Origin of the sequence: Chroococcidiopsis sp. CCALA 051 (genome assembly GCF_003015105.1) — a bacterium.
GTDB classification, from domain to species: domain Bacteria; phylum Cyanobacteriota; class Cyanobacteriia; order Cyanobacteriales; family Chroococcidiopsidaceae; genus Chroococcidiopsis; species Chroococcidiopsis thermalis.
The window spans coordinates 24,465-40,172 of record NZ_PYCI01000035.1; the positions used below are offsets into that span (position 1 = coordinate 24,465).

The 15,708-nt window shown below is 43.7% G+C and carries 16 protein-coding genes and 1 pseudogene; 8 read left to right on the forward strand and 9 right to left on the reverse strand.

Features of this window, described 5'->3' with window-relative positions:
• Positions 1–4 precede the first annotated feature (4 nt).
• Complete coding sequence (locus C7Y66_RS32425; protein WP_146149775.1) at positions 5–220, reverse strand: hypothetical protein; 216 nt, start codon at positions 218–220, stop codon at positions 5–7.
• Between the two features lie 147 nt (positions 221–367).
• On the opposite strand from C7Y66_RS32425, the gene C7Y66_RS10925 reads away from it, so the two are divergent.
• Complete coding sequence (locus C7Y66_RS10925; protein WP_233222627.1) at positions 368–979, forward strand: PAP/fibrillin family protein; 612 nt, start codon at positions 368–370, stop codon at positions 977–979.
• Here the strand turns inward: C7Y66_RS10925 and C7Y66_RS10930 are convergent.
• From C7Y66_RS10930 to C7Y66_RS10945, 4 genes are all read right to left on the reverse strand, one after another.
• On the reverse strand, positions 976–1,755 hold the full coding sequence (locus C7Y66_RS10930) for a tyrosine-type recombinase/integrase (RefSeq protein ID WP_106545621.1): 780 nt from the start codon (positions 1,753–1,755) through the stop codon (positions 976–978). The genes C7Y66_RS10925 and C7Y66_RS10930 overlap by 4 nt on opposite strands.
• A gap of 223 nt (positions 1,756–1,978) precedes the next feature.
• Positions 1,979–2,986, reverse strand: a complete 1,008-nt coding sequence (locus tag C7Y66_RS10935) for a patatin-like phospholipase family protein (protein WP_106545594.1) — start codon at positions 2,984–2,986, stop codon at positions 1,979–1,981.
• A 179-nt stretch (positions 2,987–3,165) separates the two neighbouring features.
• Positions 3,166–4,188, reverse strand: a complete 1,023-nt coding sequence (locus C7Y66_RS10940; protein ID WP_106545595.1) for a diguanylate cyclase regulator RdcB family protein — start codon at positions 4,186–4,188, stop codon at positions 3,166–3,168.
• The gene (locus tag C7Y66_RS10945; protein WP_233222628.1) at positions 4,188–6,524 is read right to left on the reverse strand and encodes a dynamin family protein; all 2,337 of its coding nucleotides are present in this window, start codon (positions 6,522–6,524) and stop codon (positions 4,188–4,190) included. Before C7Y66_RS10945 ends, C7Y66_RS10940 begins: the two co-directional genes overlap by 1 nt.
• A 391-nt stretch (positions 6,525–6,915) precedes the next feature.
• On the opposite strand from C7Y66_RS10945, the gene C7Y66_RS31025 reads away from it, so the two are divergent.
• Positions 6,916–7,077, forward strand: a complete 162-nt coding sequence (locus tag C7Y66_RS31025; protein ID WP_158265903.1) for a hypothetical protein — start codon at positions 6,916–6,918, stop codon at positions 7,075–7,077.
• On the opposite strand, the gene C7Y66_RS32890 is transcribed toward C7Y66_RS31025, so the two are convergent.
• The gene (locus C7Y66_RS32890; RefSeq protein ID WP_255409966.1) at positions 7,074–7,196 is read right to left on the reverse strand and encodes a hypothetical protein; all 123 of its coding nucleotides are present in this window, start codon (positions 7,194–7,196) and stop codon (positions 7,074–7,076) included. The two genes, C7Y66_RS31025 and C7Y66_RS32890, sit on opposite strands and share 4 nt — an antisense overlap.
• A gap of 393 nt (positions 7,197–7,589) precedes the next feature.
• On the opposite strand from C7Y66_RS32890, the gene C7Y66_RS10950 reads away from it, so the two are divergent.
• The 3 genes and pseudogenes from C7Y66_RS10950 (at position 7,590) to C7Y66_RS10960 (ending at position 10,061) form a co-directional block, all read left to right on the forward strand.
• Complete coding sequence (locus tag C7Y66_RS10950) at positions 7,590–8,504, forward strand: AraC family transcriptional regulator (protein ID WP_106545597.1); 915 nt, start codon at positions 7,590–7,592, stop codon at positions 8,502–8,504.
• Positions 8,505–8,659: 155 nt separating this feature from the next.
• Complete coding sequence (locus C7Y66_RS10955; protein ID WP_106545598.1) at positions 8,660–9,094, forward strand: RidA family protein; 435 nt, start codon at positions 8,660–8,662, stop codon at positions 9,092–9,094.
• 148 nt (positions 9,095–9,242) lie between these two features.
• Positions 9,243–10,061, forward strand: a pseudogene (locus C7Y66_RS10960) (RecB family exonuclease).
• Positions 10,062–10,240: 179 nt separating this feature from the next.
• On the opposite strand, the gene C7Y66_RS10970 reads toward C7Y66_RS10960, so the two are convergent.
• Both C7Y66_RS10970 and C7Y66_RS10975 read right to left on the reverse strand, forming a co-directional pair.
• Positions 10,241–10,543, reverse strand: a complete 303-nt coding sequence (locus C7Y66_RS10970) for a hypothetical protein (RefSeq protein ID WP_106545599.1) — start codon at positions 10,541–10,543, stop codon at positions 10,241–10,243.
• Complete coding sequence (locus C7Y66_RS10975; RefSeq protein WP_106545600.1) at positions 10,540–11,133, reverse strand: ParA family protein; 594 nt, start codon at positions 11,131–11,133, stop codon at positions 10,540–10,542. Before C7Y66_RS10975 ends, C7Y66_RS10970 begins: the two co-directional genes overlap by 4 nt.
• A 337-nt stretch (positions 11,134–11,470) precedes the next feature.
• On the opposite strand from C7Y66_RS10975, the gene C7Y66_RS10980 reads away from it, so the two are divergent.
• The 3 genes from C7Y66_RS10980 to C7Y66_RS10990 all read left to right on the forward strand — a co-directional run bounded on the left by C7Y66_RS10980 (position 11,471) and on the right by C7Y66_RS10990 (position 14,629).
• Positions 11,471–12,523 carry a YhcG family protein gene (locus tag C7Y66_RS10980; protein ID WP_106545601.1) on the forward strand — a complete coding sequence of 351 codons (1,053 nt, stop codon included), beginning with the start codon at positions 11,471–11,473 and terminating at the stop codon, positions 12,521–12,523.
• A 199-nt stretch (positions 12,524–12,722) separates the two neighbouring features.
• Positions 12,723–13,307 (forward strand): hypothetical protein, encoded by a 585-nt coding sequence (locus C7Y66_RS10985; RefSeq protein WP_106545602.1) that lies wholly within the window; start codon positions 12,723–12,725, stop codon positions 13,305–13,307.
• Between the two features lie 674 nt (positions 13,308–13,981).
• The gene (locus C7Y66_RS10990; RefSeq protein WP_146149776.1) at positions 13,982–14,629 is read left to right on the forward strand and encodes a GIY-YIG nuclease family protein; all 648 of its coding nucleotides are present in this window, start codon (positions 13,982–13,984) and stop codon (positions 14,627–14,629) included.
• A 77-nt stretch (positions 14,630–14,706) separates the two neighbouring features.
• Here the strand turns inward: C7Y66_RS10990 and C7Y66_RS10995 are convergent, their stop codons facing one another.
• On the reverse strand, positions 14,707–15,240 hold the full coding sequence (locus tag C7Y66_RS10995) for a hypothetical protein (RefSeq protein ID WP_106545604.1): 534 nt from the start codon (positions 15,238–15,240) through the stop codon (positions 14,707–14,709).
• Positions 15,241–15,708: the final 468 nt, after the last annotated feature.

The window sequence follows — 15,708 nt, forward strand, 5'->3', positions numbered from 1 at the left end:
AGAATTACCCTTCTCGCAAGTTATATTCTGACAAGTAATCTTGCCATAAAAAGGGGAATGATGCTGCAATTAGTTTGTCTACGAGCGGTAGGGAAAGTGATATATGTTTTCGGCAAAGTATATAGACTTCAGCCTTTGGAATTGGTAGTGGGAGTGACACCGTTAACCAATGGTTGACAAAACTGCGCTCGCTTCGATAAGCTTGCTTCGAGCGAGACATGATTGCTGAATCTTTTCGGCAAAGTTTAGATATTCCAATGTATGGGTTTTTTAAACGTCACTTAGAGCTAAAATCGAAGATGCGATCGCCCTGGTAATGGAAATGGAGCATCAGGACATGATAGGGGATGACGCAACGAGAGCTGCCTTGAAAACTGAACTGGAGCGACAAGTAGAAGCATTGGGACCGGAGCGTTGCCTATTTCCATCCTCTGGAGAGCCAATCGATGAAATCGTACAACAACTGGAGAGCATCAATCCCATCCCACATCCACTCTCGCGCAACCATCTACCTTCTCTATTTGGTAATTGGCAATTGGTATATGCTTCTAAGGGAACAGTCGTCACGCGCTCCTTCGTATCAATTCCAGCTATAGGGCAAGCAATAAAAATTAAAAGAGTATGGCAACAGCTGGTTGCAGGCGGTACGGAAAAAATTTCTGCTTCCAACAATGCCGCTCTAGACTTACCCTTGCTAGGAGAATGGCAGTTACGGGCATTGGGAGTTTGGACGTGGGGTATGGACGAGCAGGTTGCCAAGGTGAAATTTAGCACATTTTCTCTACAAGCAACACAGCCCTTTGGTCTGTCTAACTGGAGTTTACCCGAATTGAAAATCCCAGTATTAGAGTTCCTCCAGAATGAGGCTTTGTGGACGACTTCCTACTTAGACTCTGAAGTTAGGGTAGGACGAGGCGCAACAGGAAATCTGTTTGTGTTTCGTCGTGAGTCACTGCCCGATGTTTTCGGCAAAGTTTAGATATACCAGCGATTGAGAGCCAGCCAGTAGTCTTGGGAAATACCCTGGAGGCGGGGAAACAGCAGGAAAGCACCCAACAGGTAATCGACGACATTTTGATAGACTGCAATCCCAGCAAAAGCTTTGAGTTTTTCCAGTGCTGCTTTAAAAGCCGTGACCGTAGCTGGGTCAATGGCGCGGTAGTCTTCCTGCTCTTGGGGGGAGAACTCCACTGTGGTTCCATGCCAATTCCAAAGCAAGCAACATTGCCGTAGCGTTAAGCCTAGAGGTTGTAATAGTATGGCAGCACGGTAATACAAACCAGAACGGCGTAACATATACGGGTGAGTCGGGAAAGGTAGATTGGCGATCGCTCCGGCTTGTTGAATGATATGGTGTAGCGATCGCTCACTGAGCCGCTGCTTGCGTTCCGAAGCAAATAACCAATCGGTAATGCGTTGCTCCTCAAGCTGTCGGAGAATGTCAATCTCTGCCTCACATAGAAGTTGCAGATTGACTGGGGCTTGAGTTTGGGGTTGTTGGCAATCAGGCTTTGAGCGGATGCGATCTACACGCAAAATCTTTTCGGCAAAGTCTACGTCACGCCAACGTAACCAACACAATTCGGCTGGCTGTAGGGCTTGGCAAAATAGCAGGATGGCGATCGCCTGATTTCTGGTGGGGGAGCGAGTAGATCCCAACGCAGCAACCAAGGCATCGACTTCGCTCAGGTAGAGAAATTCGCGATCGCGGCGCTGGGAGAAAGGTGTTTTGTGCGGAGGCAGAGATTTAGGCACTCCAAGACGCAAGCCGAAAACATTGTTAGCTGAAAATAATTTTACCTGAATAAGGACTCTCGCAAGGCTGTAATTCCCCACCGTGATTTGCGAGTATTGGCTAGAGCTAACGAAACGAATAGTTATTAGAGAAACGATCTCGAAATGCGACAGATGCAGTGGTAAGTAAAGACAAGCGAGACAATAAAGTTGACGCTCGTTATCTAAACAGAGAGTTTCAACCTCAAAGTATGGAATCGTCTAGAAGCCTCTGCGTGGAGTTGAGCAAAATATTATGAGACTGGCGCTGGCTGCCAACAGTAAGAAAAGTCTGGATGATAGGCTCTAGGCAGCGTTGGGCATCTTCATAGCCACGAGCCTTTAGTTCAGTGATGCGTTCGGCACTGAAATTGAGCAGGCTGCTTACCGAACCCAAAAGCGGAGTATCAAATTTATCGATCGGCTGTTCCGGTCGGATTTCAATAATAGTTTGTTCTGGAAAATCGTAGCGGTTCCATGCTGCTCCATTTTCTAGGTGAATGACGATCGCATTTTGGCATCCACGGGCAGCTAAAGCCCTTAGAGGTACATTATCAGCTAAACCACCATCTACATAAAAGCGATCGTTAACTTTTCGGCAGGGAAATGCTAAGGGGATAGCGGCACTGGCTAAGAGTAAGTTGTAGAGTTCAGCGTCATCGGCAACATCTTGGACGCACAACCAACAAGCATCAGTCCCAGTCTTGGCACGCACAAAGTCAATTAACCAGTCGTAGTGCAAGCCAGGAATTTTTAAGGCGGGAAAGACTGTTACCCACAACTCTATTCCACTTCTTAGCTGGGTAGGGTTAACTGCTGCCCTTAACATCTGCTCAATCGGAAGGGGATCGAAGATCGTGCTGCTGTCTTTCAACATCCCTTGGTGTATCAAAAAATCCAGTACCCATTCTCTTAGAGTTGGTACGAAAGTTTGGGCAGCGTAGCTGAGAATATGGAGAGCGGCATTTGTATTAGGGCGTAGGATCTCCGATTGACCTAATCGATCCCAAAGTTGATTGAGATGTCGAACCGCATAGGAAAAGGGACGGTGTGCTGACAAAACAGCACCATTGAGAGCGCCAATACTAGTGCCTGCAACGATCTGTGGCTCTATTCCGATTTCTGCAAGATACATTAATGCACCAGCTTGATAAGCTCCCTTAGCACCGCCACCCGTAAGTACAAGTCCAAAGTGAGGATTAGCAGCTTTCATACTAATATGTGTAATTTATCTAATAATGTTGAGAATGTTGATTTAGTAAATATATTGTTTCGCTTCATTTTGTAGATTTGTTAAATAAACTTCCATCGCTTTTTAAAAAAATACTTTATTTTTTTAGCGAATTCTCTTGAGTTTGACAGTCTTTAAATGCAAAGCGAACGGTGGATTCCTCAGATTATTGCTAAACAATTATTGGCTGTTTCTTCAACAATATTAGTCACAAACTCACGAGCATCAGTAGTGCGAGAGATCTTATCAACTTGGGCGTGACACAGTGCGATCGCGCTTTGTCCTGGCTTACTTGGTCTAGCTGCTTCTGGAAGGTTTACTAGTTCTAAAGTTGTCCCAATAACAAATAGGTAAGGTGTATTCACTATTCGCTGAAATGGAACAGAGCGAACCTCTAGTAAATCAGCGACTAATTCCCGATCTCCTTTTGCTATTTCTGTCCAAGTTTGGTCTAATAAATCAGCAAGTCCAAAGAAACTTTTAGGTAGATGTTTACTATCGGCAAGGATTTTATTAACCAGTAGTTGGCGGAAACGTTCTTTATCGCCCGTTTCTAGTTCGTAAATAGCAACAGAACTGCTGAATATTTCCCGCGATAACAAAGCAACTTGCACAGCCCAAGGTAACTTAGCATACGTTTGCCCCGCAGCCCAAGCAGTTACAATCCGGTCTAAATCCTCGTTAGCAGCAACCCGCACTTCTAACTGACGCACTCGTGCCTCCAGTTGGTCAAATCGCGTGCTTACATGACAAGCGATTCGATCTAATTGTTGGCTCAGTGCCAGTAAAGCATATTGCTGTGCGTGTAATTGTTGCTTCTGGCTGCGAATAGCATCCCGCGCCTCTAACAAAGAGTTTTGGGTAACAGCCAAGGCAACTTGACTGATGCGAAGCGAGTCAGTTAATTCTAGTACCCAGTTGGAAAGTGCTTCTTGACCAGCAATCAGGTTTCCATCTAACAAAAGTTGGCGCTGGCGATCGCTGCCATCCAGCGTGTCTATCAGTTGCCCGAAGAAACCCCGCCGCTTACGATAGCGAATGATGTCTTTGCTAACGTGAATCCCATTGATTAGGTCTACTAAAGCTTTGTCACCAACTACAGGAACTTGACGTTGGAGTTCTTCAAGACGGCAGGTTGATTTGCTAGGGATACCTACATTTTGTGTATAGGATGTATCAAACATTATTCACCTGACAATAACGAATCTACACGTTCTATACAAATATTTGCGTCTTTGATTTTTTTGATTGCATCTGGAACCAATGAATTTAGCTCTTCTACTAATTTTTCCTTTTCAGTTTGTAATAGTTTTTGATCTGCTTGTGCCTGTTTCAAACTATCTCTGTAATTACGGAGATAACCATCAAGGTTCTCAAAGAAGATATCAACTTGCTGCTTAAAGTCTACATCAAGATACTTATTTATTCCTTGGTTAATATGATCGATACTTGTCTCGGTGGAGCAGTTGATTTGAGAAACTAGTTCTTCTAGGGAAACAGTATAGTAATTTACTTCCTTGTCTGGTCGTTTAATTCTTTCCGTCTCTTTATACGGAACTATCCAAAGCCAATGCCAAAACGATCTCTTCTCGACTTCTCTTTCTTCATAGCCCTGGTCTATGTAACGACATTGGCTCTTAATATGAGGTTTAGCAACCTCCATATCTTCTGTTTCTAAATGTGGTGGCAGCAGTGATAATTCTACATCGAAAGCTTGTTTTAGACGTTGACGTGCTTTTTCAATAATTGGCTTGGTTTCACTATCCAAGCGAACGATTAAGTTTTTACGCGCTGTTTCAATTCGCCTTTGTGTCTTTTCACGGATGTCATCTAACAAGCCGTCAATTCTCTGTTTCGCATAAAGTACGGCTTTTTCCGCAAACTCATCTGCCTCCCTAGAAGTCTCAAATTCGATAAGATTACTGCCTTTCATCTCTATTTGCAGCCTGAACTGTTTAAAAAACCAGTTAGTAATATTCCTTGCTTCTATTCCCCGTTTATTGATAAAGTCAGCACGGTGATACTCTTCTTGATCCAAAAAAGTTTCAAGGCTAACCTTAGCTTTTTTCTTGAGATCGTTGAGAATTGTATTAAGTTCTTGATGAAGTTGTGTCTTGATTGTATTTACTTGCTTTAATTGATCGTGGCACAATTCAAGACGATGTAAATCAGCTTCCAGCAGATCGACTTCATTCTGTAGTTTCTCAGCATCTTGAGCAATGGCACGACTACGGATACCTATGTAATCCTTTAGGTTCTCCAAGCGGCTACGGCTTAGATGAAGTGCGGACTTCATGCAACGAGGCGCAGCACTTTCCATAAGTGCATCGATCGCCTGGTCGAGAAATGGAGCAAAGCCTGATTCTTCCCAAAGATACTCAGCTTCATCTTGCAAGTCTTCTGCACTTACCTTTTTCAGTTTTGTTTCCCACCTTGCCCCAAGAGCTTGTTGAGCTAAGGCTGGTGCAGTTATCATCTGCTCGATATCTTGGTCTGGATATTGCTGAAGTTCTAACAAAAAGTTAGTAGCACAGAAAGCCCATCTTGCAGCTATTTCAAATACTCGGTTCTTGTTACCAGAGTCACCTATACCGAGTTCAGCAGCGACAAACTGCCGTACTTGCTCAGGAGTCATGTCACCTTCTGTACGCTGATCCACTTTGTTGACCAAAACGTATAGATTTTCTTTACCTCGTAACTGAATAACCTTCTGAACCTCTTTTTTAACTTCTTCAGCTGCTTTTGTTTTCAGTTGAGTAAAGTCTAAAACAATCAAGACAATTGAGCTTTTTCTCAATTGTTCTTCTACCACAGCAGTTAGTCTGAGGTTTTCTCCTGCTTCGTTTGGTCCTGGCGTATCGACAATGACTAGATTACCTAGCTTTTCGTTGTGACTAGTATTTTGCGATCGGCAAAAGGGAACCTCAATGCGAGGAACATTCATTAATTGACTCAGTGAATTTTGAAGCGGAACTATCTCGCTACATAACCGAATTATGTCATTCAGCTTCGTCAGTATCTTGATAATTTCTTCACGCCCAAAAATTTTGGTACGGCTTGGCGGCTCTACTGTATCTCTAATTTCCTCTGCCAACTTAACTAAATGGGGGTAATGAGCTATTTTTTGCCGCGTCCCCTCAATTCCTAATGCTTGAATTTTGCTCTGCAAAGCCAAAAATGTCTCTTGAAACACCGAGAAAATTTCAGGACTCAGCGTTAGTATTGGCTCTGTTAACTCAGCCTTAAAGACAATCTCTGTTGGCAGAGTTGTCATAGCAGTGATGCGGCTAGGTAAAATATCCTGTCCGATAATCGCGTTAATGATAGTGGACTTACCTGCTTTCATCGGCGCAACAATCGCCATTCTCAACTCAAGATTTTTTACCTTTTTCGCTTCCTCATCTACTTCCTGCTTAAATTCTTCATACTTATTGCCAGTACCATCAGAGCTAAGTGCTGTACTAGCGCGATGCATCAGAGAACTAATTTGTTCCAGCAAATCGATAACATCTTTTTGCAAGTCTTGTACGTTTGGCTTCAGCGCTTCGGAAATCATCGAGTTTTGCTCCGCAAAATGGGAAATCCGCTTGCGTCGATTCTGGCTTAAGAAGCACGGAAAGAAAATCAGTAAAAACACGAGTTCAGGAATGGCATAGTCACCTAACTTTGAAATGAGAAAACTTAAGTAGATTCCTCAATTTCTAACTATTTATGCATCGGGGATTGCTCAAGTTAGTATTTGCTGGTTATTTCATGCTGCCATTAAATGAGAGTAATGCAATGTCTTAGTCAGTCTCTACCAGAAGGAGTTCTACGTTTGGATGCTCCGAGAGCGAGCGCTATTATCCAGTCGAATGCGGTTGCTCCTTGTCCCCGCAGTGCCGCTCGTAATGCCCACGCCGTCTTGATGAGTGCGGTTGGGTGGCAATCTCTTAGCTGTAGCGTTAGCTGCCGGACTGTTTCAGGATAGCCCAGTTGTTGGCGCGATCGCTTCGGCGTGTTTCCAAACCAACCGAAACTATGCCTGGTATCTGTCTTATGCCACCCTGCAACAGGATGTTAAGCGCCTCTAGGTTCTCGCCCCACGGCTCACCATCAGCAAACACCCGTCCAACTGGGCGCGTAAAATTCCGCGCTTGGTGTCAAACCGCTCCCCATCCAGCACGTACTCCGGCTGCAAGCTACCCTCCAAAAATTTGTGCCTAATATGTCAATTATGCTGCTTTATTTGTGGAGGCGGAATTTGAGGCTAAGCAGCAAAGAGCTAGTATGTGCGCTGATTTACAGTTTGTCCAGCCTTCGGGATGGAAGCATAGAATAATTCTTGATATCTTTCTAAATAAAGTGAATATCCCGAACAGTTCTTGATATCACCCCATATAAGGTGAATAGTCAGAAAGTTTCCGTTTAATAACTAGTTATACGGCTTCGGTTGTTGATGAGACAGTAGTTTAAAATTTTTCTATGATAAATTAATTTAATGTTCAATTGTATCAAGCCTATAAATTAAACTCAAAATTAGATTTTGGCTGAAGTTGTACGATTGCTGTCTTATACCTGAAGAAGACGGAAAATAAAGCATCTAATGACAAGAAAGCAAGATCCTACTGTCAGGATAGCCCAAATGAAGAATTTAGCAGACAAAATTGTGCCTGTTGCACCTGTTGTATCGAGCCATCAAGCAGGGTGGAATAACATTTTTCTTGCCTATTATCAGCAACCTGCCTGTGAAATTCCAAAACACTATCTCAGTCAACATACATTCACAATTTGCAGTGAATTAGGCAATCCATCCTTAATTGAATGTTGTTTAGACGAACGGCTTAAACGCTATTACTTCCAAGGTGGAGATATCATCTTTTGTCCCGCTCTTGTTGGCAAATCATTAGTTTGGAAACAGAGGAACAGTTGTATACTGCTTGCCCTTGAACCTCAATTGGTCGAACAAGTTGCTTATGAGTCGCTCGATCCAAAACATATTGAATTTACGCCGCAATTTAAGATTGTCGATCCATTAATTCAACACCTTGCATATGCTCTTAAGTCCGAACTTGAGTCTGGTTGTTTATCGGGTCGTCTTTATGGGGAATCAGCAGCAGCAATGCTGGCGGTACATTTACTCAAAATCAACTCGCCTCTGGGAAAACCTATTCAAGAGTATAGAGGTGGATTGCCTACACACAAACTGGCTCAGGTGGTTGAGTATATTGATGAATATCTGGCTCAAAATATAGGATTGTCTGAACTGGCTCAAGTCGTAGATATGAGTCAATACCATTTTGCGCGGCTATTTAAGCAGTCAGTGGGTATTACTCCTCATCAATACTTGATTAGACAACGTGTGGAACGAGCAAAGCAGCTCCTGCGACAGCGCGATCTGAGTATCGCTGACGTTGCTGTTCAATGTGGATTTGCTAACCAAGGGCATCTGGGCTATCACTTCAAACGCCTAGTAAATACTACGCCAAAAGCCTTTGTCAATAGCAGCAAAAATCTGTAAAACAAGCAATAACCTGTAAGACCACAAACGAGGTAAATCTATATTGTTAAGCCAAGGTTGAGTTGCCTTAAAGCTCAATAGCGCAGTCTGCAAGTTGCTTAAGGGTCGCTCAACATTTGTAGTTGCTTGTATATCGTTTGAAAAGGTGGTTCAGTATGTCAAAAGAATATGTCAATCCAGCATCCTTATTTTCGGGCTTGAAATATGGCTTCTCTCAAATTGTCACTAGTGGTGGTGGGCGGACAGTGTATCTATCTGGTCAGACACCATTTAATGCCCAAGAACAAATTGTCGGTATCACTCGCTCTGAGCAGATGCGTCAAGCTCTAAGAAATATTCAATCAGCGATGGAGGCTATCGGTGGGTCGCTTAAGGATGTCGTGTCATTGCGGATCTACATGGTTGACTACGACCCAGACAAAGAAATTCATGCGATCTCTGATGGTCTGAAAGAATTTTTTGCTGATGGTAATCCACCTGCAACAACCTGGATTGGTATTTCTTCCCTTGCTGTTAAAGACTTTTTGATAGAAATAGAGGCAACAGCAGTTTTGGAGCGATCGCATCGACAACGCCGTATTGCCGACTAGCTCACCACGCGATTGCGCGATCGCTCCTCACCAACAACCAATCGCTTAACACGGGTTACTAACTACTCTCACTCATTCAGTGCGGGTTTCAATGGCAGCGAGAAACAATGTAAGATGACCCAAATGCTGCTTTTCGTATCTCCGGCTTATGGCTTATCAAATTTCAGCCACCAAGTTGCAAACCTACCACCGCTGCCCCCAGGCATATCAGTTCAGGTATGAATTAGGGCTGAAAACTAATGCATTCTTTGGTTCGGCAGCACTGGGAACAGCACTACACCAAACTTTGGCTCAAGCCTACCGTGACTGGCACTACCAAGAACCATTGCCCCAGATGAATTGGTTGTTAGATTGCTGGGGGCAGCACACCGATAGCTTAAGTCCTGCCCAGGCTGAGGATGGCAAGCAGATTTTAGAAATCTACTATCAAAACTTCATCGCCTCTGAAGTTGCAATTCATAAACCCCTAGCGGTAGAGGGAAAAATTCAGGCAAGCTTACAGGTGGCGAATCTTGAGTTTGCGATCGCCGGACGTTACGATCGCCTCGACTACCTGGACAATGGGCTGGAATTAATTGATTACAAGTCAACCAAGGAAATCAAACTACCAAAAGAGGACGAAATCGACTTACAAATCGGACTGTACTACCTTGCCCTTGAGCAGCGGTATCGTCAGAGCTTGCGGAAGTTGAGTTTGATTTATCTGCGGACGGGGGAGAAGGTAAGTTTTGACGCTACTCCAGAACACAAGCAGCTGGTAGAGACTGTCATTGGTAAAATTGCTTGGCAACTGCGGACGGATTGCGACTGGGAACCGCAGCCAGGGGAACAGTGCGTTAGCGAAGCTTAACGAAGTTATCGTTGCACTTATTCGCGCTATTGCTCAGCCGTTGAAGATTCTCCTGAACCGTTGCCAGAGGATACTAAAAATCCTCATTCTCAGCTACAGTTGGTGCTGGCTTTATAACATCCATCTCGCCTGATAATCCCACACGAACTCTTCCATACTGATAGGTGTTTGCTGCAACAAATGCCTGACATCTTCGGTAACTTTTGCCGCTACCCCCAAACGTGCTGTGGTGCAAATACAAAAAAAATTTAGACGTTTAAATATTTAAGTCTTCAAGTTTTTGAAGTTTTGAGTTTTTAAGTACGCGAAACTAGCCACTGCTCCAGTAGCTCTTGGATTAACTCGCTAAACTCTCGCCCATCGCCCTCAGACAGTAGCGCAATTTTGATGTCTCGGTGGGTTTCCTTACGGATATAGGCTGTGACTTGCTCGTAGTCGGGATGCGATCGCTTTCCTTTAGGTCTGCCCCGTTTCTGGGTTGGCTGGGATTCAACAACTGGCTGCGGTTGGTTGACAACGGCATCTTGGCTGAATTCTTCTGGCTCCGGCTCTGGCTCTCTATTCTTAGCCGCGCTTAAAATACTCTTAAATTTACTCACTCGATTACCTCCTGACCGATACGTTGATAGTCACGCCATGCCATCCCTGCGCGTGGATCTGAAACTGCATTGACTGGAACACCAGCAAGCGCAGCTTTTTGAAAAGCTACCCCCTCGCGGATACCTCCTGCGAACAGGGGTAATCCCGCCTCGCTCAACATAACTCTTGCTTCTTCTCCATCCCGTCTGGGTTTGGGAGGAATGCGGGTGATGAGGATGCGGAATTTTTCAGCCCCAAGTGACTTCAGGGCATCTACAGTTTGCATCAGAGCATCTAGCGATAGGGCATCAGGAGTAGTAGGCAGTACGAGTAAATCGCATCCCTCAGAGAGTGCTTCTAAATCTTCCTGCTCCGGTCGGGCTTGGGTGTCAATCACGATATGCTGGAACTTGGGGGCGTGTTTAGCTGCTTGCCTTTCGTCAATCACTTTAAAAGGCAGATTGCCGCGCTTCGCCCAGCCTGTGGCAGAGCGGTTTGGATCGCCATCGATCAGAAGCGTTTCGCCCTTTGAATGCAAGTAGGTAGCAAGGTGAACCGCTGTTGTAGTTTTACCCACGCCACCTTTGAACGATGCAACTGTGAGAATCATATTCGTGGTTTTACTTTTAAATTTTTCAAGTGTCAAATACTTAGGTTTTTAAGTGTTCGCGTTTTTAAATACGCAAAATTTTAAAAGTTTGAGTGATGGTGTCGCGATCGCCATACTTGAGTTTTTAGATTACCAGAAAGTTAAACTGTTGAATGGTTGAGTTTTTAAATACGCAAAAATCTGAAAAGTTTAGAGACAGCGACAAGTATAGCAGCGATTGGGAGGAGAAACTGCTTGTCGTCTTTTTCTTCAGGTTATAGAATGCCAGCAGAACAAAATTTAAGTTTTTAAACACGCAAAAACTCAAAATGGTGAATTGTTGAAATGCTACAAATATATGGCGAATGACCAATCTCCAATAGCTGCGGGCTACAATGACTTTCTGCACGATCTCAAAGAACGCATCCGCAGCGCCCAAGTGCGGGCAATACTTGCGGTTAACAGCGAGTTAGTGCTGCTTTACTGGCAGATTGGGCGCGAGATTCTAACTCGTCAACAGCAACAAGGCTGGGGAGCAAAAGTCGTTACGCAGTTAGCAAAAGATTTGCAGCAGGAATTTCCCCAAATGAAGGGCTTTTCCCGTACTAACCTGCTCTACATGAGAGCATTTGCCGAAGCTTACCCTGACGAGCAATTTGTCCAGCAGCTTGCTGGACAAATTCCTTGGTTCCACAACTGCACCATTCTAGATAAAGTCAAAGACTCCACCGAGCGACTGTGGTACATCCAGCAAACAATCGAGCATGGCTGGAGTCGCAACGTTTTAGTCCATCAGATCTCTACTGGACTGTACCACCGACAGGGAAAAGCCGTCACTAACTTCGAGCGCACCCTCCCCAAACCGCAATCGGAATTAGTACAACAGATTGTTAAAGACCCATACAATTTTGACTTTCTCAGTTTAGGAGAATCAGCGCAGGAGCGGGATTTAGAAAAAGCTTTAGTCGAGCGCATCCGTGATTTCTTGCTAGAGTTAGGGGTTGGGTTTGCCTTTGTCGGAAGCCAGTACCATTTAGAGGTGGGAGGACAAGATTTCTACCTAGACTTGCTGTTCTACCATTTACGCTTGCGCTGCTTTGTAGTAGTTGACCTGAAAATAGTGGACTTCCAGCCGGAGTTTTCGGGCAAGATGAACTTCTATCTGTCAGCAGTGGACGACCTACTACGACACTCGGACGACCAGCCCAGCATTGGTATTATTTTATGTAGAAGCAAAAATCGAGTCATTGCAGAGTATGCCCTACGCGATCTGAACAAGCCGATTGGCGTTTCTACTTATCAGCTCCATAATGCTTTGCCAGAAAAGATCAAAGGCAGTTTGCCAACAATTGAGGAACTGGAAGCGCAGTTAGAGGGAGTGTCTTCCGATGATAATGCAGATGTAGGGTGATGCCTCAGTCTCGCCCGTGTTGCTGCTAATGTTGCAATCGGGATCTAATTTGGGTTTGCATCTGGCTGGGATGATTGCCGATGTTTATGGCAATGTGTTAGTTAACTATCCTACTAGACGTACTTAAAAAAGCGATCGGCTAAGATGAATTGCACCAAATTTTGAACGATAAAATTGCTGTGGCAAGGACGCGATTCGGATGGCGAAAACAAAATACACTCCCGAACGAGTAGAAATAATTTTGGCAGCTATTCGCCAAGAAGGGGGCGATCGCGCTGGATGGGAGGCAGGAGAGATTAACGAAAACACCTTTTACGAGTGGCTGAGAAAACATGGCGAGTTCGCGCAGGGGGTCGCGCAAGCAAAGCAGGAATATCAACGAAACTGTCCGACAGCCTTGAAGCGACAAGCAAAAAGAAGTCTTGCTGAGTACCTATTTCAAGGCACCACAGAAACATGGGAAACGACTGAAATTCTGGAAGATGGCTGCGGGAATGTAAAGTTAGTTAAGCGTTCCACGAAAACAGTCCGCCGAGGTCCGCCGCAATGGGCAATTGAGCGGGTACTTGGCGAGAGGATGCACGAACTAGAGTGCGTGAAAGTGCTAGTGGAATCTGGTTGGTTGCCGGAATCAACGGTGGAAAAGATCGCCACTAAACTAAAGGAATTAAACGAAACGGCTCGCGCTGCAATTCAAACGGCATCTGAGGAGGGAGCTGGAGAAACAGCGCCGACTGACTTTCAAACTTTATCAGCAGATAACCTAGATTTGTTGATTCAGTAGCATCAAAGCATTGGCTAAAGACGATCCGCCAAATTTTGTCAAAAAAGTTATGGTTCAGCCAACCTCTGGTTACTGTTTGTCAGCGATCGCATCATAGCCCGATCCTGCTTTTAGCTTAGAAACATAAAGCATTTGACAATTAAATTATTTTTGTGTATAATAATACATATTAGGATATAAAGTTTGCCACCACATTCAAACCTCTCAGCCACATCGGAGTTGCCCTTACTTTTCAATCGTGGGTAGTGGTGGAAAGAGATTCGTAGTAGCCAAAAATAATAGATTTATCAATTATTGGATACCGTGAGGTTCCAGCCTATGCTGCAATCGGCAGATAGAGCTTTTGAGTGTTATGTCTCTTAGCTTGTCGCGGGCTTGTCTTCATCGAGAATGTCCCATGCAAAGCCGTAACCAATTCATATAAGGGGAAAAGAGCTGCACGTCCCCTACTGGATGCATACAGATAATGTTCTACAAGATCGTGGCGGCGAGTTTACTAATGCTTGACTCGTCAGCAGCAATCACCTAAATACCGCAGATGGCTTGTTCCATCTGCGGTTATTTTTCCGCCTGATGAGACTGTCTCCAACAGTCGAAATCGCTGGTTTAAATCACCACGCGATCGCGGGAAGGAATTATCAATTTATCAAATCAAACCCCGCAAGGACTCAACCATGAACGAATTTTCAACACCTACCAACTTAGAAGATGACAATCTTCAGTTGTTACGAACAATTAAGGCAGAATTAGATGCAGAAGATGCACAATTCCACCAGCAAGCCGAAGAGATTGCAGCTCATACAGATGTTTTATCTCTTCCTTGGCTCCCCTTGGCACGACGGCAAGAATTACCAAATGTGCCTGGAATTTATTTCGTTCTCGAAAACGAGCGAGTTATTTATATCGGATTATCTAAAACTAGTCTTCTACGGCGTTGGTGGACTCATCACAGAATTCAGGAGCTAGAGGCAAGAACTGGGGACATTAAGATCGCCTGGTTAGAATGCCGCGCTCTCGGACTATTGTCCGTGATTGAGACAGCCATGATTCTGCGATTTCAACCCCAGTTAAACCAGAAAATGGGCAACAGAATCGTGCCACTTCGCTGGTTGTGTTCTGTCCGTAGTTCAAGTGAAGATATACAGCGCAAGTCTGTACTCTTAAGGAACATGGACTGGGACTTGGTGGAGGAAGTAGCTTCTAAATTAAAACTAGACCACAATACTGCCCTAATGTGGATTGTCCGTTTAGGCGCTCCGAGTACTCCTAAAAGATATCGCCGTATGTTGAAAAAGCTCGAACAAGCTTTTGAACAAGCATAGAAGAATTGAAGCCATGTAGTAAATACTACATGGCTTTTTCGTTTTTTGAGTGTCAATAAAGGCTCTATCGTTTAATATCAACTCTCAGTCTGATTGGAATATTCGTCTATATTAAATCCACAAGATGTAGTATTGCTTGAGTGGTTAGGCGTTGCGGCAACAAGATTGTATCTTCCTGTTTTTTGAGCGGATACTTGAAGCATGGGTGTTTTAGAATATCCTTCACTTTCAGAAATCAGCTCTCCTCGATCGTCTAAAAGACTAAGTTCCATATTATAGCAAGAGTCAGTATAAGTATATGCTATTGAGCCTAAAAAAACATATGAAATACCTTGTTCTAAATCTATAGGAATTACCTTTATGTCACCATCTCCTCTTTCTACATAATCGTGATGAGGATTTTCATAGTCAGGATAAGATGAGGTATCGTACACATCAAACTTTTCAGTTTTACTATAACCTTTTAGTTCTAATAATTTGTCGATACCAGATGCAGCATTAGCAGGTGAGTTTATCACGAAGGAAAACAATAGGAGAAACAAAATAAAAATAGCTTGAAAAGTTTTAATCAAAGCAAATTTTTTTTGATTAATAAGAGTTAGATATGACATTACAGTAGTTTGCCTCAATTGTTAGACTTGACTATTTAATCGACTGTAAATTATATGTTAGTTAAGTGTTATATCTTTAAATAGGAAGCTATACAACTGAAATTTTACTGAGACTTTGACAAAAAGGAGGAACTCTAAATATTAAATCTCAATAATTTCACTCAAGCTATACAGTGCCAAACTAAATAGGGGGATGTTCTAGATCGATTGGTTGAGTACAATAAGTAAAAAGCTTGGTTAAGTCTTATGACTGTTTGGCTAGCAACTGAATGCCCTCAACGTCACAGCACAGAAGTTACAAAACATGGTGGCATTGAACCGAAAGCCCTGTAATTTTCGGTAAGATTATTTGAAAAAGCTTATTCTATGTAAGTCTTGAGGATTTTGGTAATCTTGGAGCAGCTCATCAATCAGTTCGGGTCGGATAGACATCTTTGTTGTCTTGTTGTTGCAATAGTTTACTTTAAG

Excerpts from the sequence above, each read along its gene's own strand:
- C7Y66_RS10940 (WP_106545595.1), bottom strand. The coding sequence starts at position 4,188 with ATGTTTGATACATCCTATACACAAAATGTAGGTATCCCTAGCAAATCA.
- C7Y66_RS10955 (WP_106545598.1), top strand. The coding sequence starts at position 8,660 with ATGTCAAAAGAATATGTCAATCCAGCATCCTTATTTTCGGGCTTGAAA.
- C7Y66_RS10980 (WP_106545601.1), top strand. The coding sequence starts at position 11,471 with ATGGCGAATGACCAATCTCCAATAGCTGCGGGCTACAATGACTTTCTG.
- C7Y66_RS10995 (WP_106545604.1), bottom strand. The coding sequence starts at position 15,240 with ATGTCATATCTAACTCTTATTAATCAAAAAAAATTTGCTTTGATTAAA.
- C7Y66_RS10975 (WP_106545600.1), bottom strand. The coding sequence starts at position 11,133 with ATGATTCTCACAGTTGCATCGTTCAAAGGTGGCGTGGGTAAAACTACA.
- C7Y66_RS10985 (WP_106545602.1), top strand. The coding sequence starts at position 12,723 with ATGGCGAAAACAAAATACACTCCCGAACGAGTAGAAATAATTTTGGCA.
- C7Y66_RS10990 (WP_146149776.1), top strand. The coding sequence starts at position 13,982 with ATGAACGAATTTTCAACACCTACCAACTTAGAAGATGACAATCTTCAG.
- C7Y66_RS10950 (WP_106545597.1), top strand. The coding sequence starts at position 7,590 with ATGACAAGAAAGCAAGATCCTACTGTCAGGATAGCCCAAATGAAGAAT.
- C7Y66_RS10935 (WP_106545594.1), bottom strand. The coding sequence starts at position 2,986 with ATGAAAGCTGCTAATCCTCACTTTGGACTTGTACTTACGGGTGGCGGT.
- C7Y66_RS32425 (WP_146149775.1), bottom strand. The coding sequence starts at position 220 with ATGTCTCGCTCGAAGCAAGCTTATCGAAGCGAGCGCAGTTTTGTCAAC.